The sequence below is a fragment of the Pleionea sp. WD8-19 genome (genome assembly GCF_055326765.1).
On record NZ_JBUZOU010000006.1, the window covers coordinates 167,769 to 182,408 of the forward strand.

The window sequence follows — 14,640 nt, forward strand, 5'->3', positions numbered from 1 at the left end:
TATGAAAGAGTCTGACGTACCGCAAGATTCAATATCATACTATGAAGGCCACTCTAAATTAGTTTATGCGCAAAAGGACTCCGGAGAATATCAAGGTGTTGAGTCTTCAGGCTGGGCGGCTGAAGAATTTGTAACGCGTATGGCAGTCAAAGAACTAGAACGATTGGCAGAAGATGCATTGCATAAAGCTCTCAAAGGAGAGCTTTCCCCGCTGCCTTATCATATGTACAACAGTCGTCATGATTTGTTGTCGTTGTCACAAACAACTGGACTGTGGCAATGGCGAATTAAGCGACATTTTCGTCCCGATATATTTCGCAAGCTCAATAAAAAAATACTAAACCGATACGCGGATGTAATGGGGATAAGCGTTGAACAATTACAATCACTCCCAGAGAAAGTTAATGGACAATAATTTTCAATATCATAAACACGCCGCGCATTGTGAAAGTGGAGTGATGTCTACGTTAATGCGTCATGCCGGCATTGATATTTCTGAACCTATGGCTTTTGGATTGAGTTCGGCTTTAAATTTTGCCTTTTTACCTTTTATAAAGGTTAATGGTCAACCGTTAATCGCTTATAGAATGCCGCCAAAGTTTATTATAAAAAAGTTAAGTAAACGATTGAAATGTCGCTTAAAAGTCGAAACATTTTCAAGTGCTCAAAAAGGTCAATTCGCGTTAGATCAAAAATTACAAGAAAATAAATTAGTCGGATTGCAAACATCTGTCTTTTGGTTACCGTATTTCCCTCAAGAAATGCGTTTTCATTTTAATGCTCATAATTTGTTGGTTTACGGGAAGCGAGAAAACGAATATTTAATTAGTGATCCTGTTATTGAACATACGGTTTCTTGTGATGAAGACAGTTTGTCCAAAGCCCGGTTTGCAAAAGGGACTTTAGCGCCAAAAGGTACAATGTATTACCTTGAATCCATTCCCGAAAAAATTGATTTTCCAAAAGCAATTCACAGTGCAATTAAAGAGACCACTCGCATTGTTGATGGCTTGCCGATTCCTATCGCTGGTATTCGGGGTATACGGTATATGGCGAAACGCATCAGCAAATTAAATGAGAGTGAGCAGGAGCATCGAAGCAACAGTTTGTTTCTGGGTCATATTATTCGAATGCAGGAAGAAATTGGTACCGGAGGTGCTGGTTTTCGTTTTATGTACGCTTCATTCCTTCAGGAAAGCGCGCATATTACGCAAAGTGAGCAGTTGGATACATTAGCGACTGAAATGACAGAAGCAGGTGATTTATGGCGGTTGTTCGCAATGAACACAGTAAAGTATTGCAAAGGGCGTGGTAAAGTTACTCTACAGACGCTTGTAGATAATTTAGAAGATTGTGCTGTGGCTGAGCAAAAGGTTATTAATGGTTTAAAATCTTATGTTCGTAACCCTTAATGAAGTTATGTAGCCTTTGGTCAACCTCACAATAACTTAAAGCCTCTAATGGCTGAGGATTATCTTCGAACCTTAGAGTGCTATCGCCTTTTTTTAACAACCAGATAACAGCTAGTTCACTTTCAAATACAACGCCAATAAACTCATTTTGTTTTTCGATGGAGTTAAAATTGCAAAGGATTAAATGATCGATTAAGTTTTTTGATAACCCATAAAACATACTCGAGCCGGACAACTTTAAGAATTGAGTCACATAAAAGCATGGTGCATTACCCACACTATTTACAAAGTTCATAGGCATGGGTTGTTGATTATCTTTGTAAATATCCGTAATTAATTGATCCATTGTATAAAGCGAAAGCTTTTCACTAAACAGCGTTAAATTTGTTTTGGAATCATACAATAATTCTTTAAAAACAGTGGTGCTAGCTAAAGCAAGCTGAGTAACGATGTCAACTCGCCGAGGTGTCGGTTGAATACGTTGCTTAAATAAACGTTTTAGCTCTGAATGATCTTTAAATTTTTCAGAGTAATAAAAAAAAGCCATATTACAGTGCCTTTAACAATAAGCAATTATTGTTGCCACCAAAAGCAAAATGATTGCTCAGTATAATCATTCCTGGCTTTATCGGATTCAAAGTGACGTTTGAGTGTGTCTTTTTAATTGAGCTGAAGCCAGGTAAGCCGCATGATTCTAATTTTAGATGCGACATTAATGCTAACTCTGACAATGAAGATGCTGCCAAACAATGGCCAATCAACGGTTTAAGGCAGACAAGTGGAATCTCTCGGCCCCGACAAAGTTTTTCAATCGCATTCACTTCGGCATTGTCGCTACTGAGTGTGCCGACCCCGTGAATTTTGATTAAGTCTATTTGATCTGAAGTAAACTGTGCATTGTTTAGCGCATGATCCATAGTGTTGTAGAATGAAGTACCAAACTCATCGGATGTTGTTATATTGCCAATGTCTACCGTTGAGCTGCCACCTAAAATTTCAAAGTCGGCGGTTTTATTATCGGAAGTTATGAGTGTTGAACAAAGGCTTTCACCCAAAATCATTCCTTGACTGTTCACAAAAGGGGTTAATTTATTGTTGCTTAGCAGCCCTAAACTGTGAAAGCCTGAAACACTGATTTTATTTAAAATTTCTACGCCAACGACAAGTGCATGATCAATTTTAAATTCGGTTATCAGTTTAGTGGCTTGTAATAGGGCATTGGCTGATGATGAGCAGGCCGTGCTAATAGTAAAGCAAGGACCATTCAATTTAAGCTCTTGTTTAAAGCGTTCAGCAAGTGAGGTTAATGAGTTGAGAGAAGACGTACAAAATTCAGATTTGTTAAACATGGATTCCATCAAAGGCAAATCGAAACAGGTTGTTGCTACGAATAAAGCGGTTTTCTGATTTGCTTTGACAGTTGGAAGTAATTGTTTTTTGAGCTGCTTAAGAAATCGATCCAATAGTTTTTTAGCGCGGTCAGCGTCTACTAGTGAGCATTTGGGAATGGAGTAGACTGGAAAAGTCTCGAGGTCACCTGCTGTTTTCCAGTTGAAAGTTTCTCGATGCGTATATCCAGTTCGATAATTGTCTATAATTTCTGCGGGTTGAGAGCCGAGAGCGCAATTCAATAGAGAGTGGTTAAGGTAAACAGGACGCATCAGTTCGAGTGTTTTAAAATAAACGTCGCCAGTGAGTTTAGGTTTTCAAAAGCTGCTCGAGATTCGGCATTCCGTTCGATACGTACCTGATATTTATTTTTAATTGCGACGGACAGTTGTAGTATATCCAATGAATCTAGGGCAATGCGGCTTTGGTCACCAACAATTATCTCGTCATTATTGAAGTCTTCGATGGTGAACTCATCTTTATCGCACTCTTCTATAATCATTTGTTTAAGGTCGTGCAAAATTTGGTCTAATTCCATCCGAGAGCCTTATATTGCCGAGTAAAAAGTAAGTAGCTGAGCGCAATGGTTAGAACACCGAATACTGCCAAGCCAGTTAAAGGCATTATTATATCCGAAAATTGAGATGGAAATAGCAAGAGTTGTTGAAAACCACTTAATGCCCAATTCATAGGAGAGATTACGGCGATGCTTTGTATTTCTATGGACATTATATTCGTAGGTATCATAATGCCACCGATTGCCGCAAGAATCAGGTTGAGCCCACCACCAAAAACAATGGCTTGCTCAGGCGTGCGGCACATAATGGCAATTAAAAGGCCCAGTCCGAGCGCAGCTAAACTGACTGTCATTGATAATAAAAAGTAAAGAATCAATGAGTTTCCCAGGTGGATGGATTGCCCACCTAAAAGCGGGACTAGGTAAAGAGCTGTTAATAATAAAAACACAAATTGCAGTTGATTAATGATGGCGTATGGAATGAGTTTATGTAGCAATACATAACTGGCTTTTAACTCAAATGATTTCATTCGAGCCAGGGTATTGGATTTGCGCTCTTTGATGAGCGTATTGGATAAAGGAAGCACCACAAAAAACATACCAAATATTAACCATGCGGGCATACTTTGCTCCACAGCATTGGGTAATCGGATGCTTTTGTCATTTAAAGACTCAATCGCTGGCAGTGTAGAGACTTTTTTAATTTCATCTATTTGATCGTCAACGGTCATTGATGCATCTAATAAGTCGAGATCGATTAAGATATTTTTTAGCTTGGTTTGGGAAGCAGCAATTGCAATCTGATTTTTCAGCAACATTTGCAGTCGAGTATCTAGCTTGGGTGACACCTGCAATTGAAACTCTACGTCAATAGGTTTTCGACTTTTTGAGTATTCCAGAAAGCTCGGTCGGATGACCAGCAATGCTTCATTAACCGTTAACTGAGCATTTTTTTTATCGACAAGTGTGATTTTCTCGATGATACCGGACTCGCTTAGCAAGTTTTGAAATAGCTCGGAATGATGATCGTGTAATTGATCAATGACAAAAATTTCAAACTTGTGTTGAGCAACATCAGATTCATCCGGTATAGCTAATGACATTATTAGCAAAAATAAAGCTGGCATTAAGAAAAGCACAGCCAGCCCATGCAAGTCGCTGAATAACAACCGAAATTCTTTTTTAATTAATGCGATTATCATCAAGCTCTCTCGGTGAGCCCTAGGTACAAACTTTCCAACGCTTGTTTTCCGTAGTGGAAAGAGTGTACGGGCTGTATTTGAGACTCGAATTCGTCAATCAAATGCGACACTTCCTGTTTTTTAACATTATTAACAATGTATTGGTTGTCACCAATTTTTTTAAAATTAAATTTGTTGATTTTGAAGTCGGATAACGATTTATTTGGCGTTGCTCGGGAAATATGAATCATCAGTTGATTGTCTTTTACAAAGTCATCAATAGCAATGGGCTCGAGTATTAATTGGCCTTTATCAAGAATGGTGATGTGGCTGCAGACACTTTCTATTTCATCGAGTTGATGAGAGGTATAAATGATCGTTTTGTTAAGCTTTCTTAATCGATTAACCGTATCAAGAATACGTTTGCGGGTAGCCGGATCAATGCCTGCTGTAGGTTCATCTAAAAACAATACTGGCGTATCTTTTAAAAGGCCTATTGCAAGGTTTAATCGACGTTTTTGACCACCGGATAATTTATGTGCTGTTACATCGAGAAATTCGTGTAAATCGCAATACTCTATGGACTGCGTCAGTAATTCGTTTTGTTTTTCTCGGGAAAACTTTGTAAAGCTTGAAAAAATTTCCAGGTTTTGTCGGGTTGTAAGATCGTCGTAAAATGCAAATTCTTGGGGGACCAAAGACGTGGCTTCAAGCAATGCATGAGTCATTTCAGCATGTTCGGGATGATTATTTTTGAGCGAAACGTTACCCATATTGAAAGGTAGCAATCCGCTCAAAATGCTCATTAATGTTGTCTTTCCCGCACCGTTATGTCCGAGCAAGCCTAACGTTGTATTTTCAGTGACGCGAAAGTTTAGCTCGTTTAAGGTGTTGGAGTCATTGCCCGGATATTTAAAGCTTAAGTGCGTTACATCAATCATACTAGAGCTTAATCCAGAAACAAATCCGGATAGGGTTTTATATCTTTATCAACCAGATAATGTGAGAAGTCTTCGACACCTTGATTGCGTAGGAAATCTTCATCAAGCAAACACTGGCCTGTTATTTCATTATTCTCACTGTTCAAAAGAGCATAGGCCGCATCTGCCATGATTGCCGGTTTTCGGCAGTGCTTGAGCATTTCTTGATTGCCAACTGCAAACTCGATGGCGGCTGTAGCGATCATCGTTTTTGGCCATAAAGAGTTAACGGCGATTTTATCTTTTTCCAGTTCTTGTGCTAAGCCTATGGTTAAAATTGACATGCCGTATTTGGAAATCGTATAGGGCGCGTAGTCTTTCATCCATTTGGGGTTTAAATTAATTGGCGGCGACAAATTTAAAATATGTGGGTTGTCTGACTTTCTCAAATAGGGAATGGCGTAATGCGACATGGTATATACCGCTCGGTGATTAACCGATTGCATCAAGTCATATCGTTTTGGACTGGTGTTTTCGACATTGGTTAAGCTTATTGCGCCAGCATTATTAATGATGACGTCGATACCGCCAAAGGTCTCCTGAGTAACTTCCATCAGTTTTTTTACTTCGAGCTCTTTACGAACGTCGAGCTGATAGGCTAAAGCTTTTCCACCAGCCTGATTCACTTCTTCTGCAACAGAGTGAATGGTTCCGCTCAGTTTAGGATGTGGCTCAACGGACTTTGCAGCGATGACAATATTGGCGCCATCTTTTGCACACCGTATTGCTATTTCTCGCCCGATACCTCGGCTGGCTCCGGTAATGATGATTGTTCTATTTTTTAGAGTCATTTTGCTATTCCTGATCAATAGTGGGGAGGTGGTGGCTCTTGATCTTGAGGGACCAAAGGTTGTTCTTGCAAACTGACAATTTGCACATGCAATTTTTCTATTTTGACCACTAATTGCTCTATTTGTTTTTGTTGCTTTATGACGGTGTTATTCAGTACGTCGATGGTATCTTCCTGAAACGCAAGTTTGCATTCCAAATCAGTTATTTTATTTTCTAAATTCATGTTCTGGCTCGTTACAACAAAGACTCAATATGTTTAGCAATGGATTCCGGTTTATCTTTTGGTGCAAAACGTTTGGTAACCTTGCCACTTTTATCGACCAGAAACTTGGTGAAATTCCATTTGATGGATTGACTTCCTAAAACACCGCGCGCTTCTTGTTTCAAAAACTTATAAAGTGGATGGGTGTTGTCGCCATTGACATCGATTTTGCTAAACAGAGGGAATGATGTAGAAAACCGAGTCGTACAGAAGTTGGCAATTTCACTGTTGTCGCCTGGTTCCTGCTTACCAAATTGATTGCATGGAAAGGCTAATACCGTAAAACCGCGTTCTTTATAGGTTTTGTAGAGGTCTTCCAAACCATCGTATTGAGGGGTAAAGCCGCATTCGCTAGCGGTATTCACAATGAGTAATACTTTATCTTTAAATTCACTCAGTGAGATTTCTTGCCCATCAATGTTGGTTGCCGTGTATTGGTAAATGGAATCGTTCATAAGTGTTTCACTCCATGCTGTCTGTAAAACATCTTACAACACCTCCGCAGATTTGGTAATCTCTTACCGGCAATTTCCCGGAGAATAAAATGAAAAAGACTGTTTTGGTATTTCTTGCTTTTTACACAATGCTTATTCATACAGCGGATCGGTTAAGTGATGAACAAGTAAAATATATTGCTGAGTTGCGTGATGAAGCGCTAAACAGCGAACTGGCTTATCAGCTGCTGGAATCCTTAACAACTGAAGTTGGCCCTCGTATGGCAGGCACTCCTGGAGATGCTCGCGCGGTCGCTTGGGCAGAAGCAAAGTTTAAAGCGCTGGGATTCGATAAAGTATGGAAGGAACCGGTCACTTTTCCGACTTGGCAGCGAGGTGAAGAGTTCGCAGAAGTCATCAGCCCGTTCCCGCAAAAACTCATGATCACGGCGTTAGGCAATAGCATTGGTACGGGTACTGAAGGCCTGCGTGCTGAAATTGTTCATTTTCCAACCTTTGAAGATTTAAAAAATGCTGAAAAAGGTGAGGTAGAAGGCAAAATTGTTTTTATCAGCCATAAAATGAAGAAAAGTCGTGACGGTTCAAGTTATGGAAAAGCGGTTGCAGCCAGAAGTAAAGGTGCTTCGGTTGCGGGCAGTAAAGGCGCAAAAGCCATTTTAATTCGCTCAATAGGAACCGATCACGACCGACTGCCACATACCGGAAATATGAATTACGCAAAAGAAATTACAAAAATTCCAGCGGCGGCGTTATCCAACCCCGATGCCGATATGTTATTGAATCAACTGAAACGCGGGCGTGTGGAAGTTGGTGTGACATTGACGTCGAAACCGGGTGATGATTACACGTCATACAATGTTATTGGCGAAATTACCGGCAGTGAACCACCCGATGAAGTAATTGTTATTGGCGGTCACCTCGATTCTTGGGACTTAGGTACCGGTGCTGTCGATGATGGAGCAGGGGTCGCCATTACCATGGCCGCTGCGAAATTGATCGCCGATGGAAAAAAACGTCCAAGACGAACCATTCGCGTTATTTTATGGGCGAACGAAGAGCAAGGCTTGTATGGCGCTAAAGCTTATGCGAAAGCACATGCGGATGAGATGGATAAACACATCACCGGCTCTGAATCGGATTTTGGTGCAGGTCTTATTTGGTCATTTGATTGGCGATCGAGTAACGAAAATGAACCTGTGATTGAACAAATGGCTCAAATTCTAAAACCGCTGGGTGTAAAAAAAGGAAAACCTAGCGCCAGTGGAGGTCCGGACTTATGGCCTTTAAGGCAACTTGGCATGAGTACCTTCGCATTGCGACAAGACGGTACGGACTATTTCGACTTACATCACACGGCCAATGACACTCTGGATAAAGTTAATCCAAAACATCTGGCACAAAATGTTGCCGTGTATGTTGTTTTTGCGTATGCAACCGCACAGGTAACGGGCAACTTTGGTTTTAATCTTAAATATTAGGAAGTGAAATGAGTGAATCAGCAATTAATAGTTATCAGGAGCAGGGTGTTTTAACTTTGCAGTTTAATCGGCCGGATAAGAAAAATGCGATTACCGCCGATATGTATCAAACGTTGGCTGACGGATTAATTTTAGCGAATAAGCAAGATGATATTCGCGTTGTGAAAATCATTGGTTCCGATACTGCATTTTGTGCCGGTAACGATTTAAAAGACTTTTTGGAAAATCCTCCACATAATGATGACAATCCGGTATGGCAATTTTTGTTTGCCTTAGCCGATTGCGATAAACCGATTGTTGCCGGTATTAATGGTCCGGCGGTAGGTGTAGGCACCACTTTATTATTGCATTGTGATCTGGTGGTTGCATCGCAAAGCGCGGTGTTTGCATTGCCTTTTACCGGGTTAGGGTTGTGTCCGGAAGCGGCTTCGAGTTTTCTAATGCCGAAACAATGTGGGATGAAAAAAGCAACCGAATGGTTATTGTTAGGTGATCGATTCAATGCACAGCAAGCGGAACAAGCTGGGCTCATTAATTGCGCAGTTGAGTCTGCAGAACAGGTAACCGAACAGCTCGACAATTGGTGTGCAAAACTGCAAAAATTACCTCATGAGTCGATTATGGTCACTCGTCGTTTATTACGTGGAAGCCAGCGGCAATCGGTAAAAGAGCGTATGAAAGCTGAAGGTGATGAGTTTAAACGATTGTTAAACAGCGAAGCAGCCAAAAGAGCGTTTGAAGCGTTTTTGAAACGATAATATTGATAACTGCAATAAACTGTACCCCAAAGATGCATTCCGGCTTTGGGGTATTTTTTGTTAAAACATCGATAGAAAACCAACAAGAAAAAATGGCGAATAGCAGCTTCGTTAAATCAAAGTTTTCATTTCGATAACACGCGTTGCATCTCGAAAAGCAATCGATAGCTTTTCAGAAACTATTAAATTAAGAGCGATCGCTAGAGTTACTTTTCAGAAACTTTGCTGCGGCTGATTCGACCTTCTTGTTCAGTAGGGCGTTCAGAAGGGCCGCGTCGATTCCTGCGAAATAAAAACTCCCCGCTCAAACAATGAGCAGTTCGGCCAATGGATCGGTGTTTAATCATTTTCGTATTCATAATCGTAAGTATAGTCCATTTGAATGATTTATTTATGACACCTGTTCAAATTTTTAGTTCGTACCTTAGGTAAACATCATTAAACAAACACCACTAATAATAACAACTCCAATTAAATTAAGAACAAGACCCTTGGCAGCCATTTGTCGAATACGGATTTTCTCGCTTCCGAAAACCACCGCATTTGGTGCCGTGGCCACTGGCAACATAAAGGCACAGCTGGCACTCATAGCCGCGGGTACCATTAAAAGAGCCGGATCGATACCAGCACTTATTCCAGCTGCAGCGAGAATGGGCATCAGTAATGTTGTGGTTGCCGTATTACTGGTAACTTCTGTTACGAAGGTTACAAACAAGCACAAAAGAGGTACCAGAATCCAAGGCGAGAGTTGCGTCATTACAGCAAGTTTATCACCAGCCAATTGACTTAAGCCCGATTGTTCAAATGCTTTGGCAATACAAATACCACCACCAAATAGAATGAGAACGCCCCAGGGTATTTTATTGGCAGTTTCCCAGTTGAGTAACCGGCCTCCTTTACCGTCCGAAATTACAAACATAGCAACCGCCGCCAACAAAGCAATGCTGGCATCATTAGCGTATTTTAATTCCAACCATCCACTCCAACCCCCAAATGGTTCTTTTCGCGTAACCCAAAGGGTTGCTGTCATTAAAAATACAATTAATACTCGCACTTCTTCCGAACGCCATTTGCCCGGATGCGGCACATGAAGTTGGTTATCAGTCGACAAACCGCGTTTTAACCAAAGCCAGGCTATGGGTATGAACAAGATGACCACAGGAATGGCCCAACCCATCCATTCACTAAAAGTGACCGTTTCTCCGGTTGTTTCCTGATAAACACCGCGAAATAACATATTGGGAGGTGTCCCAATGGGGGTCCCAATGCCACCAATACTGGCTGCGTAAGCAATACCTAATAACAAAGCGGGTACTAATGCTTTGTCTTGATTTTTCTCCAATACGGCTAAAGCGACAGGCAACAGCATAAGTGTCGTTGCAGTGTTAGAAATCCACATACTGAGTAAGGCAGAAGCCACCATAAACCCAGCTAACACTCTTGAGCTGGAATGACCACCAAACCAATGGATCATTTGTAAAGCAACCCGACGGTGGGTACCGGACTTTTCCATCGCTTTGGACAAAATAAATCCACCCATTAACAGCAATATTAAGTGATGTCCGTAAGCTTGTGCGACCTGAGAAGGTTTTAAAATTCCCAACAATGGAAATAATGCGAGTGGCAAAAGGCTTGTCGCAGCTATGGGAACGGGCTCACTGATCCACCAAATCGCGCACCATAATGTAATCCCCAAGGTGATTGCAGCGGAGACGGGTAAGCCTGAAGAGTGAGACATTAAGCCGGTTATCACAGCACTTAAAGGACCTAATATCAGGGCCAACCGCTGAATGTTTTGTTTTTGCCTTGTGCTCTCAGGTTGTGAATGTTGAGTCATTTTTCTTAAATTATATTTCAACTAAAGCGCCTAAGTTGCTGAAATTTCTAGCTAAAGTCAAGGCAATATTAACAGTGTCTTTCACACTTTACGTTTTGTTTTAACAAGATGATTGGTGACTTTTTTAAGGTCTATACGGTTCGGTAGCTGTTCGCCATTTGACCGATCAATAAAAAAAGGCCAAAATAATCAACATATTGCAAATACTATCTATAATTAAGTTTAACAATAATTCATGCTAATTCAGGAAAGTTTGCAACCGCTATGACCGCAAAAGTGATCGCAATTGCTCAGGCAAAGGGAGGCGTAGGTAAAAGTACGCTCTGTGCTAATCTTGCCTCTACATTTTCAGATGTCGAGAAGACATTATTGGTTGATTGTGATCCTCCACAAAACTCGGTATTCGCTTGGCATCAGGTTCGCGAAGAGATTTACGAAGATACCGGTTTATCGATTGAAACGGCCGGGCGGCCTGCTGAGTTGCTTTCACTGCTGGAAAAAGAGCAGGATAATTACGATATTATTTTATTGGATGGACCTCCTCATATCAGTCCGATGACTCGAACAATGATTGCGGTTGCTTCTTTGGTCCTAGTTCCACTTGCACCTTCGCCGGTAGAAATTTGGTCATTCAAGGAAATGGATAGATTAATGGGAGAAGCTAAAAAATTGAACCCCAATTGCCATGCTCGAATATGTTGGACACGTGTTCGTACCAGAGTTAAGTCCGCAGAAGATTTAATAGACGATGTAAAAAAATCGAGTCACATTAAGCCATTTTCCAGTCAGTTAACCCAACGAGTTGCGTACGTAGACTCTTTCGCTGAAGGATTATCCGTTTATGAATGGCCAGATGCCGTTGCGCGGGCAGAACTTTGGGCGTTATTTTCTGCGACTCAGCGATTGTTAAAAAAGTGTCCAGAATTTTCACTGAAAGATCGAGCCAAAGTATTGGCTTTTAGTAAGAGTGGTTAAAAGCAATCTCTGAAATACCTCTTGTAAAAAAATAACTCAAACATTAAAACCTTTTTGCATCTTGTTACGTCTATATAGGCAACTCAGTGTCTTTGATCGATTGGACTGATAACAGGAGCAAGTCATGCGATCACATCTTAGCAAAAGTTGGATATACAGCGTTATTTTAGTCATTTCTTTATTATTGACAGGCTACACGGTGAAGTCGGGTTCAACGATGATCCAATTTTCGGCATTATTGCCTTTTAGTAGTCAGCCTCTGTTTGTGGTTGAGTCGTCAAATAACGTTGTCTCACAAGGCTGTAAAAGTTAGCCGTTTCGTCGCTAAACTGAGCGGTTGATTCAATTCGCTCTTTTCCTTTGTTCCATTCAAAATGAAAAGGTAAAAAATAACCCGCCAAATGGCGGGCAACAATGGGGTTTTTGAGGAGCATAGCTAAGGAGCAGAGTTGAATCGCCCTTAGCTTGCCGATTGAGTGTACTGGATTAGATTTTTAAGGTGTGTGTCTGAGTGTAAAGGATTGTTTCGGCAAGGGATCACTTCATTATGGGGAATTTGTTAAAATATAATCGGCTATTGATGCGTTGTTTAGGAAAAAAGCATGAGACCTTATATTGAGTTGCAAGAATTGTTGGTGGATTTAAAACAGGAAATGCAGCGAATCGATTTTTGGTCGAGTCAAAAGCCAGAGCCTGCGGCACTTGCCAGTTCAACACCATTTTGCGTTGACACACTCACGTTCGAACAATGGCTTCAGTTCGTAATGGTTCCAAAACTTGAGTTGATGATCATGCATCAACAACGACTGCCTGCTGCATCCAATATATTACCAATGGCTGAAGAGGCCTACAAAAATGACCGAGCTAAAACCAAAGCATTGTTGCTGCTGATTGCTCGCTTTGATCGGTTATCCGAAATGCTGGTTTAAGAGTTACCGATTGATTTGTCGCGTAAAGATTTCAATCGATACGGCTTCATTCGATACTTTTGAATATGAAACCGCTGACCTCGCACTGTATCGAGTAGCTCAAGTTCAATAGGGCAAGAAAATTGAGGAGTGTGAGTCACCAATGTATGAAACTCGCCATTTTCTCCACAAGGGTCTACTTGAGCGGGCAAGCTTTCAATCAATGACTGAGTATAGTCTTTTCCCACAAAGGCGCCGTCCAACTGAGTTGTATCGACTGTAATCACTTTCGCCTGAATATGACGGGTGATAATTTCTTGAGAGAGCTTTTGCGGTGACTCACCCAAAATAGGAAATAGGCATTCAATACCGGCGGGTTCTAAAAAGTTTCTGCGATATTGTTCGATGCCATTGCAAAACATATCGCCAAATGCAATGGCATCAAATTCAATACTGGATAATTTAAGAGCGTTAATTACGATGGACTGATAAACACCATTGTCCGGAAATACATCTGGGAGCTCTGCTTTGATCAATGGTAAATTCAATCGTTCCGCTTGTGCTTCAACAACTTCAATAGGCGTTTCTTGAAACGGCACGGAGTTTTTTAAATAAGTGGTAAACAGTGCGACCACTTTTATACCCGGTTGTTCAAATAAACGTAACAACGTGAGCGTTGAGTCTTTACCGGAAGACCAACTGACAATCACTCGCTTCATGTTAACGATTCCAGATAATCTTTAATACCCACGGCCAATTGCGAAGCCGCGGGTCGGCAAAAACGGAAGAACAATTCGGGTTCAATTAACTCAAGCTCCATTATTGCTAACTGCTTATCATTGTCACGGATCATATCGACGCGACCATACAAAGGTTTAGGATCGCATACAGCAATAGCATTTTCTGCAAATTCAATTTCTTCTTGAGTAGGAATATAAGGATGAACGGTTCCTCCGTGATCGTCCTGTACACGAAAATCACCTTTGGCTGCCACTTTTTGTACGGCATGCGTGTATTTGCCGTTCATGACCATCAAACTTAATTCACCCTGAGTGGTTATGCTATTTTGAAAGGGTTGCAGCATAAAGTCTTCTAGTTCAATGAGGTTGTTTACTTTTTCTTGAAGTTCAGTGGCATTGGATTGTCCAATGAGGTAAGTGTGTCTTGCTGCACCAGAAACAACTGGTTTTATAATGGCTTTGTTAAAGCTGTATTTGTCCATTAGCAAGGTTAAATCGACAGGTTCGCCTTTTGGCAGTATGAACGTATCTACTGCGTTAACACCTTTTTGATTGAGTTCGATTAAGTAACGCTTATCCAAATTCCAAAGTAATGTTGAAACGTCATTAATGCAATGGGTTTGGGATTTAACCTTTTCTAACCAGTGAGAAAACTCGTTAAATCGATCAAAGTAATCCCAAGTGGTGCGAAATAACACGCTTTTGCAGAGCGACCAGTCAAAGTCGGGATCGGACCAGGACTTTTTAATCACACGAAGCTTTTGTTGTTTCAGAGCATCGATGACAAACTCGTCTTCCAGCAAAACTTGCAATGTGTACCAATCCCGCTTGTTGGTATCTATGTATTTGTCTTCGGTCAGAACCACCACATCGTATAACTTACTCATAGTATTACTCTTGGTAAAATTTTCTTAGCTTTCTTGCTAACGTCAAAAACTTGTCATTTTACTTTCGCG

The 14,640-nt window shown here is 41.0% G+C and carries 18 protein-coding genes; 7 read left to right on the forward strand and 11 right to left on the reverse strand.

The window, feature by feature from the left end; translation table 11 throughout:
- Position 1: 1 nt before the first annotated feature.
- Together ACTUJY_RS09570 and darH are read left to right on the forward strand one after the other, a co-directional pair.
- Positions 2 to 415: a DarG family dialkylresorcinol biosynthesis protein gene (locus ACTUJY_RS09570; RefSeq protein WP_463615859.1), complete on the forward strand. Its 414-nt coding sequence runs from the start codon at positions 2 to 4 to the stop codon at positions 413 to 415.
- Positions 405 to 1,412, forward strand: coding sequence for a BtrH-related acyltransferase DarH (gene darH, locus ACTUJY_RS09575; protein WP_463615860.1), 1,008 nt, complete (start codon positions 405 to 407; stop codon positions 1,410 to 1,412). Before ACTUJY_RS09570 ends, darH begins: the two co-directional genes overlap by 11 nt.
- Here the strand turns inward: darH and ACTUJY_RS09580 are convergent.
- The 8 genes from ACTUJY_RS09580 to ACTUJY_RS09615 are packed head-to-tail and all read right to left on the reverse strand — an operon-like array spanning position 1,378 to position 6,988.
- Positions 1,378 to 1,959, reverse strand: coding sequence for a hypothetical protein (locus ACTUJY_RS09580; RefSeq protein ID WP_463615861.1), 582 nt, complete (start codon positions 1,957 to 1,959; stop codon positions 1,378 to 1,380). The two genes, darH and ACTUJY_RS09580, sit on opposite strands and share 35 nt — an antisense overlap.
- Position 1,960: 1 nt before the next feature.
- On the reverse strand, positions 1,961 to 3,073 hold the full coding sequence (locus tag ACTUJY_RS09585) for a beta-ketoacyl synthase N-terminal-like domain-containing protein (RefSeq protein ID WP_463615862.1): 1,113 nt from the start codon (positions 3,071 to 3,073) through the stop codon (positions 1,961 to 1,963).
- Positions 3,073 to 3,339: an acyl carrier protein gene (locus ACTUJY_RS09590; protein WP_463615863.1), complete on the reverse strand. Its 267-nt coding sequence runs from the start codon at positions 3,337 to 3,339 to the stop codon at positions 3,073 to 3,075. The genes ACTUJY_RS09585 and ACTUJY_RS09590 overlap by 1 nt, the downstream gene beginning before the upstream one ends.
- Positions 3,330 to 4,520 carry an ABC transporter permease gene (locus ACTUJY_RS09595; protein WP_463615864.1) on the reverse strand — a complete coding sequence of 397 codons (1,191 nt, stop codon included), beginning with the start codon at positions 4,518 to 4,520 and terminating at the stop codon, positions 3,330 to 3,332. Before ACTUJY_RS09595 ends, ACTUJY_RS09590 begins: the two co-directional genes overlap by 10 nt.
- Positions 4,520 to 5,440: an ABC transporter ATP-binding protein gene (locus ACTUJY_RS09600; protein ID WP_463615865.1), complete on the reverse strand. Its 921-nt coding sequence runs from the start codon at positions 5,438 to 5,440 to the stop codon at positions 4,520 to 4,522. The genes ACTUJY_RS09595 and ACTUJY_RS09600 overlap by 1 nt, the downstream gene beginning before the upstream one ends.
- An 8-nt stretch (positions 5,441 to 5,448) precedes the next feature.
- Positions 5,449 to 6,270, reverse strand: a complete 822-nt coding sequence (locus ACTUJY_RS09605) for an SDR family oxidoreductase (protein ID WP_463615866.1) — start codon at positions 6,268 to 6,270, stop codon at positions 5,449 to 5,451.
- 14 nt (positions 6,271 to 6,284) lie between these two features.
- Entirely contained in the window at positions 6,285 to 6,494 is a 210-nt protein-coding gene (locus tag ACTUJY_RS09610; RefSeq protein ID WP_463615867.1) for a SlyX family protein, read from the reverse strand.
- Between the two features lie 11 nt (positions 6,495 to 6,505).
- Positions 6,506 to 6,988: a glutathione peroxidase gene (locus ACTUJY_RS09615; RefSeq protein ID WP_463615868.1), complete on the reverse strand. Its 483-nt coding sequence runs from the start codon at positions 6,986 to 6,988 to the stop codon at positions 6,506 to 6,508.
- Positions 6,989 to 7,077: 89 nt separating this feature from the next.
- Between ACTUJY_RS09615 and ACTUJY_RS09620 the strand changes: the two genes are divergently transcribed.
- Both ACTUJY_RS09620 and ACTUJY_RS09625 read left to right on the forward strand, forming a co-directional pair.
- Positions 7,078 to 8,466 (forward strand): M20/M25/M40 family metallo-hydrolase, encoded by a 1,389-nt coding sequence (locus ACTUJY_RS09620; RefSeq protein ID WP_463615869.1) that lies wholly within the window; start codon positions 7,078 to 7,080, stop codon positions 8,464 to 8,466.
- Positions 8,467 to 8,474: 8 nt separating this feature from the next.
- Positions 8,475 to 9,224 carry an enoyl-CoA hydratase gene (locus ACTUJY_RS09625; protein WP_463615870.1) on the forward strand — a complete coding sequence of 250 codons (750 nt, stop codon included), beginning with the start codon at positions 8,475 to 8,477 and terminating at the stop codon, positions 9,222 to 9,224.
- 424 nt (positions 9,225 to 9,648) lie between these two features.
- On the opposite strand, the gene ACTUJY_RS09630 is transcribed toward ACTUJY_RS09625, so the two are convergent.
- Complete coding sequence (locus ACTUJY_RS09630; RefSeq protein ID WP_463615871.1) at positions 9,649 to 11,082, reverse strand: SLC13 family permease; 1,434 nt, start codon at positions 11,080 to 11,082, stop codon at positions 9,649 to 9,651.
- A 243-nt stretch (positions 11,083 to 11,325) separates the two neighbouring features.
- On the opposite strand from ACTUJY_RS09630, the gene ACTUJY_RS09635 reads away from it, so the two are divergent.
- The 3 genes from ACTUJY_RS09635 (at position 11,326) to ACTUJY_RS09645 (ending at position 12,965) form a co-directional block, all read left to right on the forward strand.
- Positions 11,326 to 12,036: an AAA family ATPase gene (locus ACTUJY_RS09635; protein ID WP_463615872.1), complete on the forward strand. Its 711-nt coding sequence runs from the start codon at positions 11,326 to 11,328 to the stop codon at positions 12,034 to 12,036.
- 124 nt (positions 12,037 to 12,160) lie between these two features.
- Positions 12,161 to 12,349, forward strand: a complete 189-nt coding sequence (locus ACTUJY_RS09640) for a hypothetical protein (RefSeq protein ID WP_463615873.1) — start codon at positions 12,161 to 12,163, stop codon at positions 12,347 to 12,349.
- Positions 12,350 to 12,638: 289 nt separating this feature from the next.
- A complete protein-coding gene (locus ACTUJY_RS09645) occupies positions 12,639 to 12,965 on the forward strand; it encodes a YqcC family protein (protein ID WP_463615874.1) in 327 nt (108 codons plus the stop codon).
- Here the strand turns inward: ACTUJY_RS09645 and ACTUJY_RS09650 are convergent.
- Together ACTUJY_RS09650 and ACTUJY_RS09655 are read right to left on the reverse strand one after the other, a co-directional pair.
- A complete protein-coding gene (locus tag ACTUJY_RS09650) occupies positions 12,962 to 13,663 on the reverse strand; it encodes a Dph6-related ATP pyrophosphatase (RefSeq protein WP_463615875.1) in 702 nt (233 codons plus the stop codon). The genes ACTUJY_RS09645 and ACTUJY_RS09650 overlap by 4 nt on opposite strands.
- Positions 13,660 to 14,571 (reverse strand): ATP-grasp domain-containing protein, encoded by a 912-nt coding sequence (locus ACTUJY_RS09655; RefSeq protein ID WP_463615876.1) that lies wholly within the window; start codon positions 14,569 to 14,571, stop codon positions 13,660 to 13,662. The genes ACTUJY_RS09650 and ACTUJY_RS09655 overlap by 4 nt, the downstream gene beginning before the upstream one ends.
- Positions 14,572 to 14,640: the final 69 nt, after the last annotated feature.